21 protein-coding genes are annotated in these 19,816 nt (G+C 63.1%); 11 read left to right on the forward strand and 10 right to left on the reverse strand.

Features of this window, described 5'->3' with window-relative positions:
- Window positions 1-98: 98 nt before the first annotated feature.
- Window positions 99-1,001, forward strand: a complete 903-nt coding sequence (locus tag ACS5Q0_RS15175; RefSeq protein WP_473127486.1) for an alpha/beta fold hydrolase — start codon at window positions 99-101, stop codon at window positions 999-1,001.
- Here the strand turns inward: ACS5Q0_RS15175 and ACS5Q0_RS15180 are convergent.
- The 6 genes from ACS5Q0_RS15180 to ACS5Q0_RS15205 form a co-directional block, all read right to left on the reverse strand.
- The gene (locus ACS5Q0_RS15180; RefSeq protein ID WP_473127487.1) at window positions 975-1,718 is read right to left on the reverse strand and encodes a class I SAM-dependent methyltransferase; all 744 of its coding nucleotides are present in this window, start codon (window positions 1,716-1,718) and stop codon (window positions 975-977) included. The two genes, ACS5Q0_RS15175 and ACS5Q0_RS15180, sit on opposite strands and share 27 nt — an antisense overlap.
- Before the next feature lie 3 nt (window positions 1,719-1,721).
- A complete protein-coding gene (locus ACS5Q0_RS15185) occupies window positions 1,722-2,486 on the reverse strand; it encodes a LamB/YcsF family protein (RefSeq protein WP_473127488.1) in 765 nt (254 codons plus the stop codon).
- 5 nt (window positions 2,487-2,491) lie between these two features.
- On the reverse strand, window positions 2,492-3,784 hold the full coding sequence (gene pncB / locus ACS5Q0_RS15190) for a nicotinate phosphoribosyltransferase (protein ID WP_473127489.1): 1,293 nt from the start codon (window positions 3,782-3,784) through the stop codon (window positions 2,492-2,494).
- Between the two features lie 85 nt (window positions 3,785-3,869).
- Window positions 3,870-4,199 (reverse strand): c-type cytochrome, encoded by a 330-nt coding sequence (locus tag ACS5Q0_RS15195; RefSeq protein ID WP_473127490.1) that lies wholly within the window; start codon window positions 4,197-4,199, stop codon window positions 3,870-3,872.
- A 56-nt stretch (window positions 4,200-4,255) separates the two neighbouring features.
- The gene (locus tag ACS5Q0_RS15200; protein ID WP_473127491.1) at window positions 4,256-5,521 is read right to left on the reverse strand and encodes a PQQ-dependent sugar dehydrogenase; all 1,266 of its coding nucleotides are present in this window, start codon (window positions 5,519-5,521) and stop codon (window positions 4,256-4,258) included.
- Window positions 5,522-5,698: 177 nt separating this feature from the next.
- Window positions 5,699-6,202: a pyridoxamine 5'-phosphate oxidase family protein gene (locus ACS5Q0_RS15205; RefSeq protein WP_473127541.1), complete on the reverse strand. Its 504-nt coding sequence runs from the start codon at window positions 6,200-6,202 to the stop codon at window positions 5,699-5,701.
- A gap of 218 nt (window positions 6,203-6,420) precedes the next feature.
- On the opposite strand from ACS5Q0_RS15205, the gene ACS5Q0_RS15210 reads away from it, so the two are divergent.
- Genes ACS5Q0_RS15210 through ACS5Q0_RS15220 form a run of 3 tightly spaced genes read left to right on the forward strand, consistent with a single transcriptional unit; the run spans window position 6,421 to window position 8,451 of the window.
- Complete coding sequence (locus tag ACS5Q0_RS15210) at window positions 6,421-7,551, forward strand: Mrp/NBP35 family ATP-binding protein (RefSeq protein ID WP_473127492.1); 1,131 nt, start codon at window positions 6,421-6,423, stop codon at window positions 7,549-7,551.
- A gap of 7 nt (window positions 7,552-7,558) precedes the next feature.
- Window positions 7,559-8,224, forward strand: coding sequence for a molybdenum cofactor guanylyltransferase MobA (gene mobA / locus ACS5Q0_RS15215; protein WP_473127493.1), 666 nt, complete (start codon window positions 7,559-7,561; stop codon window positions 8,222-8,224).
- Complete coding sequence (locus ACS5Q0_RS15220) at window positions 8,215-8,451, forward strand: sulfurtransferase TusA family protein (protein ID WP_473127542.1); 237 nt, start codon at window positions 8,215-8,217, stop codon at window positions 8,449-8,451. Before mobA ends, ACS5Q0_RS15220 begins: the two co-directional genes overlap by 10 nt.
- A gap of 45 nt (window positions 8,452-8,496) precedes the next feature.
- Here the strand turns inward: ACS5Q0_RS15220 and ACS5Q0_RS15225 are convergent, their stop codons facing one another.
- Window positions 8,497-8,673 carry a CsbD family protein gene (locus ACS5Q0_RS15225; RefSeq protein ID WP_473127494.1) on the reverse strand — a complete coding sequence of 59 codons (177 nt, stop codon included), beginning with the start codon at window positions 8,671-8,673 and terminating at the stop codon, window positions 8,497-8,499.
- 358 nt (window positions 8,674-9,031) lie between these two features.
- On the opposite strand from ACS5Q0_RS15225, the gene ACS5Q0_RS15230 reads away from it, so the two are divergent.
- Window positions 9,032-9,811: a sensor histidine kinase gene (locus tag ACS5Q0_RS15230; protein WP_473127495.1), complete on the forward strand. Its 780-nt coding sequence runs from the start codon at window positions 9,032-9,034 to the stop codon at window positions 9,809-9,811.
- 88 nt (window positions 9,812-9,899) lie between these two features.
- Here the strand turns inward: ACS5Q0_RS15230 and ACS5Q0_RS15235 are convergent, their stop codons facing one another.
- Complete coding sequence (locus ACS5Q0_RS15235) at window positions 9,900-11,150, reverse strand: glycerate kinase type-2 family protein (RefSeq protein ID WP_473127496.1); 1,251 nt, start codon at window positions 11,148-11,150, stop codon at window positions 9,900-9,902.
- Window positions 11,151-11,207: 57 nt separating this feature from the next.
- On the reverse strand, window positions 11,208-12,011 hold the full coding sequence (locus ACS5Q0_RS15240) for a DeoR/GlpR family DNA-binding transcription regulator (protein ID WP_473127497.1): 804 nt from the start codon (window positions 12,009-12,011) through the stop codon (window positions 11,208-11,210).
- A 200-nt stretch (window positions 12,012-12,211) separates the two neighbouring features.
- Between ACS5Q0_RS15240 and ACS5Q0_RS15245 the strand changes: the two genes are divergently transcribed.
- The 6 genes from ACS5Q0_RS15245 to ACS5Q0_RS15270 all read left to right on the forward strand — a co-directional run bounded on the left by ACS5Q0_RS15245 (window position 12,212) and on the right by ACS5Q0_RS15270 (window position 18,035).
- Entirely contained in the window at window positions 12,212-13,009 is a 798-nt protein-coding gene (locus tag ACS5Q0_RS15245; RefSeq protein ID WP_473127498.1) for an HAD family hydrolase, read from the forward strand.
- Window positions 13,010-13,044: 35 nt separating this feature from the next.
- Window positions 13,045-14,046 carry an ABC transporter ATP-binding protein gene (locus tag ACS5Q0_RS15250; RefSeq protein ID WP_473127499.1) on the forward strand — a complete coding sequence of 334 codons (1,002 nt, stop codon included), beginning with the start codon at window positions 13,045-13,047 and terminating at the stop codon, window positions 14,044-14,046.
- Between the two features lie 76 nt (window positions 14,047-14,122).
- Window positions 14,123-15,403 (forward strand): ABC transporter substrate-binding protein, encoded by a 1,281-nt coding sequence (locus ACS5Q0_RS15255; RefSeq protein ID WP_473127500.1) that lies wholly within the window; start codon window positions 14,123-14,125, stop codon window positions 15,401-15,403.
- A gap of 66 nt (window positions 15,404-15,469) precedes the next feature.
- Window positions 15,470-16,387 (forward strand): carbohydrate ABC transporter permease, encoded by a 918-nt coding sequence (locus ACS5Q0_RS15260; protein ID WP_473127501.1) that lies wholly within the window; start codon window positions 15,470-15,472, stop codon window positions 16,385-16,387.
- Window positions 16,384-17,193 (forward strand): carbohydrate ABC transporter permease, encoded by an 810-nt coding sequence (locus ACS5Q0_RS15265; RefSeq protein WP_473127502.1) that lies wholly within the window; start codon window positions 16,384-16,386, stop codon window positions 17,191-17,193. Before ACS5Q0_RS15260 ends, ACS5Q0_RS15265 begins: the two co-directional genes overlap by 4 nt.
- Complete coding sequence (locus tag ACS5Q0_RS15270) at window positions 17,193-18,035, forward strand: endonuclease/exonuclease/phosphatase family protein (RefSeq protein ID WP_473127503.1); 843 nt, start codon at window positions 17,193-17,195, stop codon at window positions 18,033-18,035. The genes ACS5Q0_RS15265 and ACS5Q0_RS15270 overlap by 1 nt, the downstream gene beginning before the upstream one ends.
- Window positions 18,036-18,073: 38 nt before the next feature.
- Here ACS5Q0_RS15270 and ACS5Q0_RS15275 read toward each other — a convergent pair whose 3' ends face one another.
- Window positions 18,074-19,561: an NAD-dependent succinate-semialdehyde dehydrogenase gene (locus ACS5Q0_RS15275; protein WP_473127504.1), complete on the reverse strand. Its 1,488-nt coding sequence runs from the start codon at window positions 19,559-19,561 to the stop codon at window positions 18,074-18,076.
- Window positions 19,562-19,816 lie beyond the last annotated feature (255 nt).

Raw genomic sequence — 19,816 nt, forward strand, 5'->3', positions numbered from 1 at the left:
ACGCGCAAGCGGGCGAGACGGGCGTACCTGCTGACGAACGGTCCTCGCCTGCTTTGGTAGGGCTGGAAAGGCCTGCGGGAGTGTTGGACACTCGGTCCATGTTTGAGACCTTTACCCATCGCCGGATCGAGACGTCCGAAGCTGTCATCAACCTCCGTCATGGAGGGAACGGCCCGCCAATTCTGCTGCTGCACGGGCATCCGCAAACCCATGTGATGTGGCATCGGATCGCCCCGCAGCTCGCGGAGGAATACACCGTGGTCTGCGCGGACCTGCGCGGCTATGGCGACAGCTCCAAGCCTGCGACGAGCGCCGATCACGAACCGTACTCGAAGCGCGCCATGGCGCGCGACTTGGTCGAGGTCATGCAAGCCCTCGGCTTCGAGCGCTTCGCGGTGGTCGGCCATGATCGCGGCGGGCGCTGCGCCTATCGCATGGCGCTCGACCATCCGGACCGGATCATCGCCCTGTCCGTTCTCGACATCCTGCCGACCTATGAGCATTTCCAGCGCACGGATATGGCCTTCGCCCTGGGCTACTGGCACTGGTTCTTTCTGGCGCAGCCGCACCCTCTTCCCGAGACGCTGATTTGTGCCGATCCCGACACGTTCTATCTGCGGCGCGGCCGCGCGATGTTCGCCGCGGAGGCTTTGGCCGAGTACAGGCGGTGCTTCTCGGACCCTGAGACGATCCACGCCATGTGCGAGGATTACAGGGCCGGCGCCAGCATCGACATGCGGCTCGATGAAGCCGACAAGCAGGCTGGACGGCGTATCGCCTGCCCTGTCCAGGCGCTCTGGGGCCTCCGAAACGGCCTGGAGCGCTGGTACGATGTGCTGGCGGTCTGGCGCGAATGGGCCGATCACGTCGAAGGCCACGGAATCGATTGCGGCCACTATCTCGCCGAAGAGGCTCCGGAAGAGACGCTCGCTGCTCTCAAATCTTTTCTGGCGATTGCCTTCGAGACCGACCGATCACAGGCGTCCCACGCGCAGCGATAGGGGAAAGCGAATGAGACGTCGGCGCTGCGGCTCGCCCCACGCCGTCTGCAGCTCACGCTGGAACGCCTCCACAGGCTCTCGCCCCTGCGCCTTCTCGAGCCCGCGGACTGCCGACCACGTATCGATATAGCCGATCAGGTCCGAGGCCTGCCATTGCACCTCGATGGCCAGCGGCGGCGCGGTCCATTCCTCGAAGGGAAATGCAAAAGAACGATAGCCTTCCTCCACATGGCGGCGCTCCGGCGGCCAGTAAGGCCCCACCACGTCCTTGTAGAAGCGCCGAATGAGCGGATCGATGTCGGGTTCGGCCTCGATCACGCCGTAAGTGACAAGCGCCAGCACCGCACCAGGTTTTCCGACCCGGCGCACATCGGCATAAAAGGCGTCGAGATCGAACCAGTGCGCCGCCTGCGCCGCCGTGATCAGGTCCACCGAGGCGGCGGCAAGCCCGATCTGCTCCGCCGGGGCGACGCGATACTCCACGCGCTCGTGGGCTTGCGCCTTCCCGATCTGCTGCGCGCTCGCATCGGTCGCGATCACGCGGTTGAACCGATCCGCAAGCAGCACGGAGAGCTGCCCGGTGCCGCAGCCCACATCGAGCGCAAGATCCGTCCGCGGGCATAAATCGGCGAGATAATCGACGAGAGTGCGGGGATAGGTCGGACGGTAGGCCGCGTAATCACCCGATTTCGCCGAGAAATGATCCTTGAACGACACGCCTCATGCTCCGGAGAACGGTGCGATGGCGATGCCGTTGGCCTCGAGCTTGGCCCGGATCGTGCGCGCCATCACGACCGCGCTCGGCTCATCGCCATGGACACAGATCGTATCGATCTGGATGGGAATGCGCTTGCCCGATGTGGAGACGACCGCCCTGTCCTGCAGGGCGCGCAGCACGCGCTCGGCCGCTGCATCCGCGTCGTGCAGAACGGACCCTGGCTTCTTGCGGCTGGTCAGCGAGCCGTCGTCCTCATAGGTGCGATCCGCAAAGAACTCCCGCACCACCGGTATGCCCACGGATTCCGACGCCTTCTCCATCAGAAGGCCCGGCATGCACACGTTGACGAGGCTCGCATCGACTCCCTTGATGGCGCGGGCGATCGCAAGAGCCAGGCTCTCGTCTTCGTTCGCCATGTTGTTGAGCGCGCCGTGAACCTTCACATAGGTGACCTTGTGGTCCGCCAGCGCGGCCACGGCCTGCATAGCGCCGATCTGATAGGCGATCATGCGTTCGATCTCGGCGGGAGAATCGCCGCGGATCACGCGCCTGCCGAAACCATGGAGATCGTTGAAGCCCGGATGCGCACCGATCGCCACGCCCTTTCGCTTGGCGATCTCAGCCGTGCGGAACATGGTGGCCGGATCGCCCGCATGGAAGCCGCAGGCGATATTCGCCGACGATACGATGTCGAGCATCGCCTCGTCGTCGCCCATGGTCCATGCGCCAAAGCTTTCACCCATATCGCTGTTCAGATCGACCTTCATGTCCGTCACACCACAACCGGTTGCGCCATCTGCGTACCCACGTGGAACACACGCTTGTAACGCTCGATCTCGTCCTCGGGCCCCAGAGCCTTCGTCGGATTGTCCGAGAGCTTCACGGTCGGACGGCCGTCGGCGGAAATCACCTTGCAGACGATGGAAATGGGATCGAGCCCGCCCTCGGGAGCGAGCCCGCGGAAATCGTTCGTGAGCAGCGTCCCCCAGCCGTAGCCGATGCGCATGCGTCCGCAGAAATGCCGATGAATGCGTTCGATCACGTCGACATCGAGGCCATCGGAGAAGATGGCGAGCTTGTCGCGCGGGTTCTGTCCCCGCTGGCGCCACCATGCGATGGCTTCCTCGCCGCCCTCGATGGGATCCTTGGAGTCGATGCGGATGCCGGTCCAGGACGACACCCAGTCGGGAGCGTTCTGCAGAAAATTCGTCGTGCCGTATGTATCGGGCAGGATGACGCGCAGGTTGCCCTCGTAATCCTCCTGCCAGTCCGCGAGCACGCGATAGGGCGACTTCGCCAGTTCCTCGTCGCTGTTCGTCAGCGCTGCGTAGACCATGGGAAGCTCATGGGCATTGGTGCCAACGGCTTCCACCTCGCGGCGCATGGCGATCAGGCAGTTGGACGTGCCCAGGAAAGCCGGCCCCAATCCCTCGATCATGGCCTGCACGCACCAGTCCTGCCAGAGGAAACCGTGGCGGCGGCGGGTGCCGAAATCCGAAATCGAGAGATCCGGCAAACGCCTCAGGCGCTCGATCTTCTCCCAAACCCGCGTCATGGCGCGGGCATAGAGCACCTGCAGCTCGAACTTGCCCATGCCTCTCAAGACTCCACGCGAGCGCAGTTCGTTGAGGATGGCGAGCGCCGGGATCTCCCACATGGTGGTCTCGATCCAGGGTCCATGGAAGGTCAGCACGTACTGACCGTCCTCCTTTTCCAGGAGATATTCCGGGAAGCGGAAGGTTTCGAGCCAATCCATGAACTCCGGAGAGAACATCTGCCGCTTGCCGTAGAACGTGTTGCCGCGAAGCCAGGTGGATTCGCCGCGGGTCAGGGACAGGCTGCGCACATGGTCGAGCTGCTCGCGCAATTCGCCCGCATCGACGATATCGGCCAAGCGGATCCGGGTGGTGCGGTTACGGATGCCGAAGGTGACCTGGACATCCCGATGGCGGCGAAAGATCGTCTGAGCCATCAGGAGCTTGTAAAAATCCGTGTCCAGCACCGACCGAACGATCGGGTCGATCTTCCAGGTATGGTTGTAGACCCTGGTTGCGATGTCCACCATCGCTTGCTCCTAGCCATTTCGGGAGGCAGGACAATAGCGAAGGCTTCTCACCGATGAAAGAGCACCTGTCTTCAATACCCATGCCTTATGGCGGCAGCACGTCGACCTGGATCGACGAGTAATAGGCCGCAATGTCGGCCATATCCTGGTCGGAGAGATCTTTCGCCACAATGTTCATGGTTTCGTTCTTGCGCGCGCCGGACCTGTATTCCGATAACGCCTTGACGAGGTAGCCCTCGATCTGGCCCGCCAGGTTCGGCGCTTCCGGGTTCTTCGAGAGGCCATCCAGGCCATGGCAGGCCTGGCATGTCGTGATCTTCTGGCGACCGGCCTTCGCATCGGCCGCCGCTGCCGAGACCGGCCCGAGGCAGGTCAGCAGAGCCCCGAGCAGCGCCGGTACATCGATTTTACGCATGAATATGCCTTTCAGGAGACCAGGCGCGCCCTGCGGCGCGCCTGCAGGGGCAGCCCTTACTGGCTCTCGTAGGAGATGCGGTAGATCGCGCCGGCCGTATCGTCCGAAACCAGGAGCGAGCCGTCCGCCAGCATCGCCACATCGACCGGACGGCCGAGATACTCGCCGTTCTCGTTGAGCCACCCTTCAGCGAAGACCTGCGGCTTGTCCGCCGTCCCATCGGGCTTGAGGGGTGTGAACATCACCCTCGCACCCACCGGCTGAGTGCGGTTCCAGGACCCGTGCTGCGCCGAGAAGATGCCGCCCCGATAGGTCTGGGGGAACATCTTGCCAGTGTAGAACATCATCCCGAGATCCGCGGCATGGGGCGTCATCTCGACCTGGGGCGGGATGGTGCCGGATGGAACCTGATCGCTCTTGTACTCGACCGTGCGCACCAGACCGCCTCCGTAATAGGGGAAGCCGAAATTCTGGCCCATCTGGACGATCCGGTTGAGCTCGCCGGGAGGCTGGTCGTCGCCCATGCCGTCGACCTGGTTGTCGGTGAACCAAAGGGTCTTGTCCGCCGGATTGAAATCCATGCCGACCGAGTTGCGAATGCCGGTGGCATAGACCTCGCGGTTCTTGCCGTCCTGATCCATGCGGATGATGCCGCCGATGCCGTCCTTCCGATAAAGCTCCAGCTTATCCTTCGGCGGCACGTTGAACGGCTGTCCGAGAGCGATGTAGAGCTTGTTGTCCGGACCGACCCGGCAGACGCGGGCCGTGTGGTTGAAGCTCTCCTCCGACGGCGGAATCAGTTCGCCCTGCTTGACGACGATTCCGGCCGCGACATCCGGGCCCTCATAGAAGAACTCGGCGGCGGGGAACTGCAGCACGCGATTTTGCTCGACGACGTAGAGCATGCCGTCGCGTGAGAAGCAGACCCCGTTGGGAATCTTGAACTCGACTGACGGCGCGAACTGCTTCACCTCGTCGGCGACGCGGTCCTTGTCGCGGTCCGTGACCACATAGACATTGTTCTTGCGCGTTCCCACGAAGAGAACACCCGCATTGGGCCCGACGGCCATGTGCCGGGCATCGGGCACGACCGCATAAAGATCGATCTTGAAGCCGGCCGGGAGTTTGATCTTTTCAAGGTTCTTGCGAATGGCGTCTGCGCGACGCCCTTCCTGCGGAATCTGCTTGGGCTCGACGGTGCCCGTGCTCTGGAATGTCTGAAGTTTTTCGAGATTGCTGGTCGGCGGCTGTGTGGCGGGCTGAGCAAAACTGGATGACGCGAACGCTACAGTGGAGACGGCGGCGAGCCAGATGGATTTCATCCTTCCCTCCCTGGGAGCGCCCCCTGTACTGTTTTCGACCTTCGGATTGGCTCCGAAGTACATTGGTTTTCTTGTAACCGATTATACTCACGCTGCCACATGAAATAAAGGAGCAGAGATGCGCCACGAAAAAGGGCCGCCGAGCGGCCCTTTGCTGCTGAAGACCGGATGCCGGTCTCAGCTCAGATTCACCTTCGCCTGGTCGCCTGGATGGGGCGGTTCCCCCGTCAGAGCGGCTTTCGCATAACCGTAGAGGTGCACGATCGTGGAGGACGGGCTGTCCCAGTATTCGCCTTTCGAGGGATGCACGCGGATCAGGGCGATCTGCGGATCGTCGGTCCCCTTCGGGAACCAGGCCCTCATGGGCTCCGACCATTTCTGCTCGATCTTGGCCTTGTCTCGGACGATCTCCGCTTTCCCGGAAACGGAGACATAGGTCTGGCTTTTGGGATCGCTGAAGCCTAGGTTGACCTCATTGTCGCGAGACACTTCCGTCATCTTGGGCGATTGAATCTGCGTGAAGAACCACAGATCGCCGTGCTCATCGGCCTCCTGGCTGTACATGGGCCTGCTGTGCAGCGTTCCGTCCGTATCCACGGTGGTCATCATGGCGATCCTCACATCCTTAATCAGCTCATAGAGCTTTTTGGCGTTCGGATCGTTATGGCCATGTTGGTGCATCATCCACTCCTGATTCATCGCATTGTCTCGGGGCAGCGATGCGCAAGCACATTTCTCCAGTCGGCCGGGCAGCCCCCGAGGGGTCGGCTGGACAACGGACAGGGTCGGTTTTGGTTCGGATATTCCCTATGACAGCAAGACAACGCCTTAACGGATGGGGCTCAAACCTATACATGAAGCTCAAGACGTTATTGGACGTAAGCCCAGGAGCCTCCGTCGTGGCCATTACCCGTGAACATGTGTTGCAGGCGCTCTCGACCGTCCCGGTCGACGCCGCCGGAACCAGCCTTGCCGCGTCGGGGCGCCTCTCCGACGTTCATATCGACGATGCCGGGCGGGTGATGTTCTCGATCGCTGTCGATCCGTCCGAGGCGCAGGCGATGGAACGGGTCCGCCAGGCCGCGTCCGCGGCGGTGCAGGGGCTGCCCGGGGTAAAGGGAGTGTTCGCGAGCCTGACCGCGGACCGCCCCGCCGGTTCGAGCGCCCGCCCCTCCCCGCCCCCCGCGGCGACGCAACATCCCCGGGCGGCGGCCCAGCCCAAGAACCAGCGCATTCCGGGTGTGAAGCACGTGATCGCCGTGGCGTCCGGCAAGGGTGGCGTCGGCAAGTCGACGACGGCATGCAACCTCGCCCTGGGCCTGAAGGCGCTCGGCCTGAAGGTCGGCGTGCTCGATGCCGACATCTATGGCCCCTCGATGCCCAAGCTCCTCGGCATTCACGGCAAGCCGAGACTGCTGGAGAACCGCATCCTCGAGCCCATGGAGGCCTACGGTCTCAAGGTGATGTCCATCGGCTTCCTCGTCGAGGAAGAGGCCGCCATGATCTGGCGCGGCCCGATGGTCATGTCGGCGATCACGCAGATGCTGCGCGAGGTCGCCTGGGGCGATCTCGACGTGCTCGTGGTGGACATGCCTCCCGGAACGGGGGACGCACAGCTCACGATGGCGCAGGCGACCCCGCTGGCGGGCGCCGTGATCGTGTCCACGCCGCAGGATCTCGCCCTCATCGATGCGCGCCGGGGCGTATCCATGTTCAAGCGCGTGGAGATTCCCATCCTTGGCATCATCGAGAACATGGCGACCTTCGTCTGCCCCCATTGCGGCCAGAGTTCCCACATCTTCGGCCATGGCGGCGCGCGCACGGAGGCCGAGCGCCTGGGCGTGCCGTTCCTCGGCGAGGTCCCGCTCAACATGACGATCCGCGAACTTTCGGATGCGGGACGCCCTGTCGTCGTCGCGGATCCGGATGGGCCGCATGCCAAAATCTACAAGGACATGGCGCAACAGGTCTGGGCGGAGCTCTCGGGCGGCGAGGCCGCGCGCCCTGCGCCGCGCATCGTGATCGAGTAAGGTGGGCATGACGCCGTATCCCGCGACCCTGGGCGTCATCCTTGCCGGCGGCCTGGCGCGACGCATGGGTGGAGGCGACAAGCCTCTGCTGAAGCTCGGAGAGCGAACCCTTCTCGCCTGCGTGGAGCAGCGGCTTGCCCCCCAATGTGAAGGCGTCATCCTCAACGCGAACGGCGATCCTGCGCGCTTCTCCGGGACCGGGCTGCCCGTGGTTCCCGATTCCATTCCTGGGCATCCCGGCCCTCTCGCGGGCGTTCTGGCGGCGCTCGAATGGGCTGCCGTTCACTGCCCCTCGGTCGAATGGGTGATCAGCGTTCCGGGTGACACGCCCTCCATTCCCACCGATCTGGTCTCTCGTCTCCATGCAGAACGTGAGGCGGCACGACGACCTCTCGCCTGCGCAGCATCGGGACATCATGAGCACTACACGATCTGCGTGTGGCCGGTCGCCCTGCGCTGCGACCTGCGTCATGCGCTCACGTCCGAGGGCGTGCGCCGCGTGGAAGACTGGGTCAAGAAGCACGGATTCGTGACGGTATCCTGGCCGACGGAGCCATTCGATCCGTTCTTTAACATCAATACACCCGAAGACCTGAACGCTGCGCAGTCTTTCGTCGAGCGCGAGCCCGCGCCCGTCCGGATGGCAGATGCGCCAGCGGGAGAATCTCGATGACGGACCTGGATTTATCCGGCTTGAAATGCCCGCTTCCGGTGCTGCGCACCCGCAAGGCGTTGCTCGCCATGAATCCGGGCGACAGGCTCCGCGTCATCTGCACGGACCCTCTTGCGGGGATCGATGTGCCCAATCTCGTCCGGGAGCTCGGCGACACGCTGGTAGAGCATCATCATGACGAGGCGAGCATCACTTTCGTGATTGCTAAAGCCGATCCCCGGACATGAAAAAGGCCCGGCGCGAGCCGGGCCCTTCGCAAACTGGTCAGAGGATCAAGAGCCCTTTCGCAGGCTGTCCTTGATACCGCCAATGGTGTTCTGGACCCGGCCTTCGGCCTTATCCATCTTGCCTTCCGTTTCCATCTTCGAATCGCCGATGGCCTTGCCCAGGCCTTCCTTCACGCGACCCTTGATGTTCTTCATGCTGCCTTCGCTGCGATCATGATCCATGGTCATTCTCCTTATTGAACGCCTGCCGGTCAACGCGGAACCGAATATTCGGTTTCAAGCTGGGCCATAAACCAGATCGTCGCAGCCGCCCCGTTAATGACGCCGCGCAATTCACTAAATTATACAAGATTACTATTATGATTATGCATCCAATAATTCGGAATAATACGTAGTTATAACAGAATATAGTTTGAACTATTACATTTTTATACATACATTCAGTATGCGATTATTCGCCTGAACTCCTAAGGCTCGATAGCCATTTTGGGTCGATCTCGGTATATAGACACGCCAACAAACCGCCCTAATTCGAACGATCTAACATTCGCGTTATGTAATTCTCGTTCGTGAGTCTCCCGTGTCCCCCGCCCCAAGGCCTCCCAAAAAGCCCGCGAAGACTGCGCGTCAGAACCCTACCCGGACCAGCGCCAAGCCGTCGGTACAATCGCTGGACCGGGTTGCTCTCCTGGCGCATCAGCTCAGAACCCCTCTTTCGGCCATCAGCGCCCTGGCGCAAGGCCTTCTGCGGCGCGCGGAACGCATGAGCCCGGCAGACGTCAGAAGCCGCGCCGAGAGGATCTGGCGCGCCAGCCTGCGTCTCGATGAGCTGATCGAGATGATCATGTCCTATACACGGGCCAGTGCCGGCGGAATGCTTCTCAACCCCAGCGAGTTCAATCCGGAAGCTCTGATCAGGCGCGCCTGCCGGGAGCAGAGCAGCCTGGATCCGGAGAGGCCGTTCGCCATCGACATTCAGGAGCTTCCCGAAGTGATCATCGGCGACCCCGTTCTGCTGGAGCAAGCGCTCGTGATCGTCTTGTCCAACGCGATGAAATACTCACCTCCGGACAAACCCATCGACGTTACGGCGCGCCCCTCGACGAAAGGCATCGAGGTCCTGGTGAGGGACGAAGGAATCGGCATCTCGGAATTGGATCTTCCCTTCCTCATGCAGCCGTTCTTCCGCGGGAGAAACGTCAGGAAGCTCCCCGGCACCGGGCTCGGGCTCAGCCTGGCATGGCACATTCTCATGCTTCACGGCGGCAACCTTCACATTGCCAGCGACAAAGGCCACGGGACCTCGGTGACCCTGACGATCCCGGAAAAGAATGTGACGGGCGCAACCGGAATTTTCTAGGGCATCGGACGCGGACGAGGATCCGGTTTGCCGTCACAGAATGCGGCACGGCGAGACGATGAGCCGCTTCCATGCAAGAGAAACATCTCTAGCAGATGAGAATGGCGCGAAAATCGTTCACGTTCGTGAAGGTCGGACCCGTGACGACGAGCCTGTCGAGCTGCGCGAAGGCGGAATAGGCATCGTTGGCGGCAAGGTGAGCAACGAGATCGATGCCTTTCTCGTGGGCGGCCACGAACATGGCCTGATCGAACCAGGCGCCCGCGTTGTCCTCCGATCCGTCGATGCCGTCCGTATCGCACGCGATGGCCGACAATCCGGACTCGCCGCGCAGCGCGAGGGCGAGCGAGAGTAGGAACTCGGCGTTGCGCCCGCCTCGTCCCGCCCCGCGGACGGTCACTGTCGTTTCACCTCCCGACAGCAGCACGCATGGTCCCCCGACCGGCTCGCCGTAATGCCTGGCGGAGCGCGCGATGCCCGCCATCGCACGCCCGACCTCGCGCGCCTCGCCCTCGATGGCGTCGCCGAGGATCAGCGGCGTGAGGCCGAACTCGCGCGCTTTTCCGGCCGCCGCATCAAGCGCCATCTTGGGCGTGGCGAGCATATGCACCTCGCCCCCTTCGACCGCGTCCTCGACAATGTTGGCCTGGATGGCCTTCTCCACGTGAGCCGGCACGTCGATGCCGTATTGGCCGAGAATGGACAGGACCGCCCGAGGATCGACCCTTTCCGGGATCGTCGGACCGGAGCCGATGCTCGAAGGATCGTCCCCCGGCACGTCGGAGATGAGATAGGTGACGAGGCGCGCGGGCGCGATGGCGGCGGCGAGCCGGCCTCCCTTGATGGCCGAAAGCGACTTGCGCACGAGGTTCATCTCGCCGATGGGCGCGCCCGATTTGAGGAGGGCGCGGTTCAGCGCCTGCTTGTCCGCGAAGGTAATGCCTTCGGCAGGCAGCGAGAGAAGCGCCGATGCACCGCCCGAGATGAGGCATACGACGAGATCGTCGGGGCCCGCCTCACGGGCCATGGCGAGAATGCGCCGGGCGGCATTCAGGCCCGCCTCGTCGGGGACCGGGTGCGCGGCCTCGACGATCTCGACGGAGCGTGTCGGCACCGCATGGCCGTAGCGCGTGACGACCAGCCCTTCGCAGGTTCCGCCCGCCTTTGCCCACGCCTCCTCGAAAGCGGCCGCCATCCGCGCGGACGCCTTTCCCGCCCCGAGAACGATGGTTCTGCCCTTCGGGCGAGGCGGCAGGCGATTGTCGAATTTGCCGTCAGGAAGCGCCGCAGCCAGCGCGGCGTCGAACAGGGCACGAAGGATCAGGGCATCGTTTGTCATGCCGGCAGCTTACGCGAGAAATCGATTTCGTGAAGACCCGGCGACGCTTCGCTGTCATCATGCCTCGACGGCGACAGGCCTGCTCTGGCCCGCGAGATGCAACGACACATCCGCGGCCGCGATCCTGTCGACGAGTGACGGATCCGGCAAGCGGTCGGTGATGATGTCGGTGAGCTGCCCCATCGGACAGACGAGTTCGAGATGGCGCCGGTTGAACTTCGACCCGTCGAGGAGAAGAACCCTGCGCTCCGCCCGCTCAATCATCGTGCGCTTCACCCAGCAGGCCTGGGTCTCGACGTCGTTCGGCCCTTCGAGGGTGAGGCCGCTGGCGCCCACGAAGGCGATGTCCGCATTGAAGCGCTGCAGGAAGGCACAGGTTTCGGATCCGTAGACGCCCCGTTCATGAGCCCAGAAATCTCCCGGACAGAACAGGACCCGCACGCTGTTCTGCGACACCAGGGCGTTGGCGACGGCGAAGCAATTGGTGATGACGGTGATTCTCTCGACTGTTGCGGCAAGAACATGCGCGAACCGGGCCGTGGTCGAGCCCGAGTCGATCATGACCACGTCGCCCGGCTTCACCAGCTCGGCGGCGACCCGCGCGATGGCCTCGCGCTCTTCCACCGCAAGCGTGTTGCGGTCCTGGAAGACCGGCTGGAGGCCGAGCTGCCGTCCAGCCGCACCCCCATAGGTCCGGCTGACCAGGCCCCTCTGGGTCAGTTCCTCGATATCGCGCCGCACGGTCTCCGCCGAGACGCCGAGCCTGCGGGCGAGATCCGACGTTCGCACGGCGGGGCTCAATCCCAGCTCGGCCACGATGAGGCGCTGGCGCGCGGCCTTCTTGCCTTCAGGAAAAGACACGACGGAACTCTCCAATTCACAGCCAAGAATATCGTAACTTAATCAAAAGTGTTGGAACATCCCACATTTGTATGCTTGATCCCCCAAATTCCGTCATCTAGGCTTCACACAAGGGCCCGAAAGTGCCCGAAAAGGAATCGCCCGCGAATGCAAGTGACTGGCCCGCGCTCTCCCCGTTCCCTCGTGCAGGGAGCGGCGGCATGATCCCTCTTTCTCAGCTCCCGCTGGAGAAGGCGCGTTCCGTTCGCGTCGTCCTCACCGATATCGACGACACCATCACGACTGAAGGCATGCTGACGGCCTCCGCCTATGCGGCGCTGGAAAATCTGCAGCGCGCCGGATTCCTGGTGATTCCCGTCACCGGCCGCCCGGCCGGCTGGTGCGATCACATCGCGCGCATGTGGCCGGTGGATGCCGTCGTCGGCGAGAACGGCGCGTTCTATTTCCGCTATGATCGCGAGCGGAAGACGATGAACCAACATTTCTGGGCCGCCGCCGCCGAACTGAAAAGCAATCGCACCAAGCTCGACGCCATCGAGAAAGAGGTACTTGCCTCCGTTCCCGGATCGGCGCTCGCCAGCGATCAAGCCTATCGGCTGGCTGACCTCGCCATCGATTTCTGCGAGGATGTGCCGCCGCTCCCGGAATCCGAGGTGGATCGGATCGTGGCGATCTTCGAGCGCCACGGCGCGCAGGCCAAGGTCAGCTCCATCCATGTGAATGGCTGGTTCGGCGACTATGACAAGCTCAGCATGGCCAAGACGCTCCTGGCCGACGCGTTCGGCCTGGACTGGGAAGAGGCGAAGAGATCCGTCATCTATGCGGGAGACTCGCCGAACGACGAGCCCATGTTCGCCGCCTTTCCGCTCAGCGTCGGCGTCGCCAACATTCACGCTTTCGAGCACCGGCTGAAGAACAAGCCGGCTTACATCGCCAAGGGGCATTCAGGAGACGGATTCGCCGAACTGGCCGAACTTCTCCTTGCCTCCAAGGGCTAATACGCTTTCCAATCAGGGTCTCAAGGATCACGCCGATGTCCGAGATTGTCGTCAACGCAGTATCGAAAACCTGGGGCGGCGTCGGCGGCGTCAATCGCATCAGCTTCAAGGCGGATGCTGGTACGCTGCTGGTCCTGCTCGGCCCTTCGGGCTGCGGCAAGTCCACCACCTTGCGCCTGATCGCGGGCCTGGAGGAGGTCGATTCCGGCACCATCACCATCGGTGGACGGGATGTCACGCATCTCTCGCCGGCCCAGCGCAACATCTCGATGGTGTTTCAGTCCTATGCGCTCTTCCCGCACCTGAATGTGGCGGAGAACATCATCTTCGGCCTGCGCGTGCGCGGAGTCGGGCGCGCGGAACGCGACGCGCGCCTCAAAAAGGTGGCGGACATCGTGGGCTTGAGCCACCTTTTGGAGCGCAAGCCGTCCCAGCTCTCGGGCGGACAGCGCCAGCGCGTCGCGCTGGGGCGCGCCATCATCGCCGAGGCTCCCGTCTGCCTCATGGACGAGCCGCTGTCGAACCTCGACGCCAAGCTGCGCCACGAGATGCGCACGGAAATTCGCAGCCTGCAGCAGCGGCTCGGCATGACCATGGTCTATGTCACCCACGATCAGACCGAAGCCATGACCATGGCCGACCGCGTGATTCTGATGCGCGACGGACATATCGAGCAGAACGGGGCACCGCACGAGCTCTACAATGAGCCCGCGAGCGATTTCACGGCGCGCTTCATCGGCACGCCGCCGATGAACATCATCTCCTGGCAGGACGGCGCTGTCCTGGGCATCCGGCCGGAGCACGTCACCATCGTGGAGAACGGCGGCATTCCCGCCACCGTCAAGGCGGTGGAGTATCTCGGCGCGGACAGCATCGTCCTCTGCGACGTGAAAGGCGAAACCGTCTCGGTTCGCCAGACCGGCTATTGCGCGTTGCCCGCCGGTGCACAAGTCGCGCTCGGGTGGCAAAACCGTCACATACATCTGTTTGACAGGGACAGCGGAAAGCGTCGTGCGGGCAACGCCCTGCCCCAGTGAGGCTTTCTTCTGAAAGAGCGCCGGAGGCCATCCTGTCCGCCGGCGCGTGGCTTCTAAGACCCGAAGGGGGAGGACAATGAAGTTCAAGACGAAAGCCCTGCTCACGGCAGGCCTCATGACGGCGGCGAGCCTGAGCGCCAGCATCGCTCACGCGGTCGACCTGACCATGTATTATCCCGTCGCCGTCGGCGGACCTGTCACGAAGGTCATCGACGACATGGTGCAGAAGTTCCAGAAAGAGAACCCGGACATCAAGGTCGAGGCCGTTTACGCCGGCAACTACACCGACACGATGACGAAGGCCATGACGGCCATGAAGGGCGGCCAGCCGCCGCAGCTGTCGGTTCTGTTCTCCACCGATCTCTTCACGCTCATGGACGAGAAGGCGATCGTGCCGATCGACGAGATCCCCGGCGCCGACAAGGACTGGCTCAACAGCTTCTACCCGGCCTTCATGGAAAACGGCCGCGTCGAGGGCAAGACCTGGAGCATCCCGTTCCAGCGTTCCACCATCGTCCTCTACTACAACAAGGACGCCTTCAAGGAAGCAGGCCTCGATCCCGAGAAGCCGCCGACAACCTGGGCCGAAATGGCCGAGATGTCGAAGAAGCTCGTGAAGAAGGACGCATCCGGCAACGTGACCCGCTGGGGCGTCGAGATTCCCTCCACGGGTTACGGCTACTGGATGCTCCAGGCGCTCGCCATCGAGAACGGCCAGAAGCTCATGAACGAGGCCGGAAACCAGGTTTCCTTCAATGCGCCCAAGACCGTCGAGGCCCTGCAGTACTGGGTCGACCTCTCGGCCAAGGAAGGCGTGATGCCGAAGGGCGCCGTCGAATGGGGCACCCTGCGCACGGACTTCCTTGAAGGCAAGACGGCCATGATGTGGCACACCACCGGCAACCTGACGGCGGTGAAGGAAGGCGCGAAGTTCAACTTCGGCGTCGCCATGCTTCCGGCCAAGGAGCGCCGCGGCTCTCCCACCGGCGGCGGCAACTTCTACGTCTTCAAGAGCGCCTCTCCCGAGCAGCAGCAGGCTGCCGTGAAGTTCATCCGCTGGATGACCGCTCCCGAGCGCGCCGCTGACTGGAGCATCAAGACGGGCTATGTGGCCGTGACGCCCGCGGCCTACGAGACCGACGTCATGAAGACCTACGTCAAGGACTTCCCCCAGGCGATCGTGGCCCGCGACCAGTTGGAGCATGCGGTGGCCGAGCTGTCGGTTCACGACAACGGGCGCATCTACAAGATCGTCAACGATGCGGTGCAGGCAGCCGTCACCGGCACGCAGACGCCGCAGGAAGCTCTCGACAGCGCCCAGAAGCAGTCCGAGCGCGTTCTGAGCCGCTACAAATAATCCGACCTCGTGTGCTGCGGCGGACTTCCTGCCGCAGCACATCGTTCGATTCCGCAGGAGACAACGATGGTATCCGCCGTCATGAGGGCCGCCGAGCCCAACGCCGTCAGACGCAAGGCGTGGCTGACGAACGTCAATGCCTGGCTGCTTCTGCTGCCCGCCATCGTTCTCCTGGCAGCCTTCACCCACTATCCGATTCTGGCGACGCTCTATCACAGCTTCTTCTCGCTGAGCCGCGGCGGCGAAGCGAATTTCGTGGGTCTTGAGAACTACACCTACATGCTGGAGGACGACGTCTTCCGGCAGGTGCTGCGCAACAACATCGTCTTCGCGCTGGCGACCGTTCCGACCAGCATCGCGCTCGCCCTCCTCATGGCTGTGTGGGTCGACAAGAAGATGGCCGGCCGCTCCTTTCTGCGCCTCGCCTTCTTCACCCCGACCGTGCTGCCGATGATCGCGGTCGCGAATATCTGGCTGTTCTTCTACACGCCCGATTACGGCCTGCTCGACCAGTTTCTGAAGAGCCTCGGCTTCTCCGGCCACAACTGGCTGGGTGATCCGTCGACCGTCATGAGCTGCCTTGCCGTCATGGTGGTGTGGAAGGAAGCAGGCTTCTTCATGATCTTCTATCTCGCGGCGCTGCAGACCATCCCGCCCGAGCTGAAGGAAGCCGCGGAGGTCGAAGGTGCGAGCCGGTGGTATTTCTTCCGCCGCGTGACGCTGCCGCTCCTGATGCCGACGACCCTGTTCATCTCGATCAACGCGCTCATCAATTCCTTCAAGCTCGTCGATCAGCTCGTCATCATGACCAAAGGCGGCCCAAACAACGCGAGCTCGCTCCTGCTCTATTACATCTATGAAGTCGCATTCACCTTCCAGGACACCGCGTTCGCCGCAACGCTGACGGTCACCCTGATCGCAATCCTGGCGGGTGTCGCACTCACCAAATTCGTCTACCTCGACCGCAGGATTCACTACCAATGAGACAGAAAAGCCACTCGGTCGAAACCATCGCCGCCTGGATCCTCGCGCTCCTGTGGCTGCTGCCGTTGGCCTACAGCCTGTGGAGCGCGTTCCATCCCTCCGAATATGCGACGCGTTTCGACATCACGGCGCCTCTGACGCTCGACAACTTCGTGCGCGCATGGCACCAGGCGCCCTTCGCGCGCTACTATCTGAACACCCTGATGCTGGTGACCCTGGTGCTCGCGGGTCAGCTGGTCGTCTCGACGCTCGCAGCATACGCCTTCGCACGTTTCCGTTTCTTCGGGCGCGACGTTCTGTTCGCCCTTGTTCTGGTGCAGCTCATGATCATGCCGGACGTGCTGATCGTCGAGAATTACCGTGTGATTAGCGCGCTCAACCTGCTGGACACGATTCCGGCCATCGCCCTGCCCTACATCGCCTCGGCCTTCGGCATCTTCCTGCTGCGCCAGACGTTCAAGAGCGTTCCGAACGAACTCGTGGAAGCCGCGCGCGTGGAAGGGGCATCCTCCTTCGGCGTCCTGTGGCGCGTCTTCGTGCCGCTCGGCAAAACCACCTACATCGCCTTCGGCCTCGTGTCCGTGAGCTATCACTGGAACAACTTCCTGTGGCCGCTTATCGTCACCAACTCGGTCGAGAGCCGTCCGCTCACGGTGGGCCTCGCCGTTTTCGGCGCTCCCGAGACGGGCGTCGACTGGTCGGTGATCACGGCCGCCACCGTGATGACCATGGCGCCCCTGCTCCTGGCTTTCCTCCTGTTCCAGCGGCAATTCGTTCAGTCCTTCATGCGTGCGGGAATCCGCTGATGAAGCTCGTGACCTGGAACATCCAATGGGGCCTCGGCTGCGACGGCAAGGTCGATCTCAGGCGCATCGTCGAGACCGCGAAAGCGCTCAGCGACGCGGACGTCTTCTGCTTCCAGGAGATCTCGCACGGATTTGCCCCACATGACGGTGGCGAGGATCAGCCTGCGATTATCGCCTCTCTCCTGCCGGGCTACACGCCCGTCTTCCGGCCCGCCGTCGAGAGGCGGGACGGGAATGGGCGCCCGCAGGTCTTCGGCAACATGATCCTCTCGCGTCTGGCCGTGATGGAGGTGACGAGCCACATCCTGCCCTGGCCCGCCACCGAATGCAGGAGCATGCAGCGTCAGGCGCTCGAAGTCGTCGTAGCGACGGATTTCGGTCCCGTGCGCATCACGACCTGCCATCTCGAATACCATTCGGACGAGCACCGGCGCGCTCAAGTCGGGCATATCCGCAAGGTGCACGAGGAACACGAGAAGCGCACCAGGCTTGATCATCGCGACACGTCGGAGGGGCCGTACCGCTCGCTTCCGGCGCCGGTTGGCGCCCTCGTCTGCGGCGACTTCAATCTGGGGCCCGACGACCCGCTCCATGCCGAGATGCGCAAGCCCTTCGCGTCGGGCGTTCCGTCCTTCGTGGATGCGTGGACGGTCAGGCACGGCGCCGCGCCGCATGCGCCCACGACCGGCGTTGCCGATGTCAAGCAATGGCCCCAGGGCCCCCATTGCCGCGACTATATTTTCGTGACGGAGAACCTGGCTGACAGGATTGTCGACCTGCGCGTCGATGTGGAAACGACGGCTTCCGATCATCAGCCGGTGGCGATCACGCTTCGCGCGTGAATGAAAAAGCCGGGCTGCGGGGCAGCCCGGCTCGGATGTCAGATCCCTGCGAGGCAGATGTACTTGATCTCGAGGAAGCCCTCGATGCCGTATTTCGAGCCTTCTCGGCCCAGGCCCGACTGCTTGATGCCACCGAACGGCGCCATTTCATTCGCGAGAGCCGCCGTGTTCACGCCCACCATGCCGCTCTCCAGAGCCTCGGCCACGCGCCAGACCCGCGCCATGTCCTTGGCATAGAAGTACGACGCCAGGCCATATTCCGTGTTGTTGGCCATGGCGATCACGTCGGCCTCGTCCTTGAAGGTGATGATCGGAGCCAGCGGCGCGAAGGTCTCCTCCCTGGTCACCTTCATCTCCTGGGTGATGCCGGTCACCACCGTCGGCTCGAAGAACGTGCCGCCGAGATCCGAGCGCTTGCCGCCCACCAGCACCTTGCCGCCCTTCGAGAGCGCGTCGGCCAGATGGTCTTCCATCTTCGCCACGGCCCGGTCGTCGATCAGCGGACCCATGGTCACACCGGCTTCCGTGCCCCGACCGAGCTTGAGGCCCTGTGCCTTTGCGGCGAGCTTTTCGGCGAAGGCCTCAGCTACGCTCTCCTGCACATAGATGCGGTTGGCGCACACGCAGGTCTGGCCCGCATTGCGGAACTTCGATGCAGTGGCCCCTTCCACCGCCGCGTCGAGATCGGCGTCATCGAACACGATGAAGGGCGCATTGCCGCCGAGCTCCAGCGACAGGCGCTTGATGCTGTCGCCGGCTTCGCGCATCAGCCAGCGGCCGACGCCCGTGGAGCCGGTGAACGTGATCTTGGCCACCTTCGGGTTGTGGCAGAACTCCTCGCCGATCGGCTTGGCGTCGTTGGTGGTGATCACCGAGAAGGCCCCCTTCGGCACACCGGCCCGCTCGGCCAGCACGGCCAGCGCCAGGGCCGAGAGCGGCGTCTGGGCAGCGGGCTTGAGCACCATGGTGCAGCCGGCGGCGAGCGCAGGGCCGGCCTTACGGGTGATCATGCCGTTAGGGAAGTTCCAAGGCGTGATCGCCGCGCATACGCCCACCGGCTGCTTGAGCACCAGAATGCGCTGGGAAGGATTGGAGCCGGGAATGATGTCGCCGTCGATGCGCTTGGCCTCTTCCGCGAACCACTCGATGTAGGCCGCGTTCGAGATCACCTCGCCTCTGGCCTCGGCGAGCGGCTTGCCCTGCTCGGTGGTGAGGATGAGCGCCAGATCGTCGGCGTTCTCGATGATGAGATCGTACCATTTCTTCAGGATCTGGCTGCGCTCCTTGGCGGTGCGCTTGGCCCAGGCCTTCTGCACCTCGTGCGCCTTGTCGATGGCGCGGCGGGCGGCGTCCGCCCCGAGATCCGGCACATGCGCAATGAGGGCCCCGTCGAAGGGGTCGGTGACCGGGATGGTCTTGCCGCCTTCGGCATCCACCCACTCGCCCGCCACATAGGCCTGAGAGACCAGCAGGGACGCATCCTTCAGGGCAGGCGCGCGACGTTCCGGAGGATTGTGAGCTGTCATGGAGAACTCCAGCCTAGGTGAGGAAAGGATGGAACGGATATAAGCGCTCCGGCGCGTCATGAACACCACCTTGTACGCCGGTCTGGGTTGTCGTTTAGTAAGGTACCCCCTCTGCCGATCCGTGCACCCGGGAAGGTTTTGCGACTTAAGGATGAACTCTCCTCGCATTGCTAAGACATCTAGCGCCGTTACCTTGTCTTGACCGGCCTCATGGGGGGTTCCACCATGCGGTCCGATACATGGCAGGACCAACCT

Source organism: Microvirga sp. HS2 (assembly GCF_055792805.1).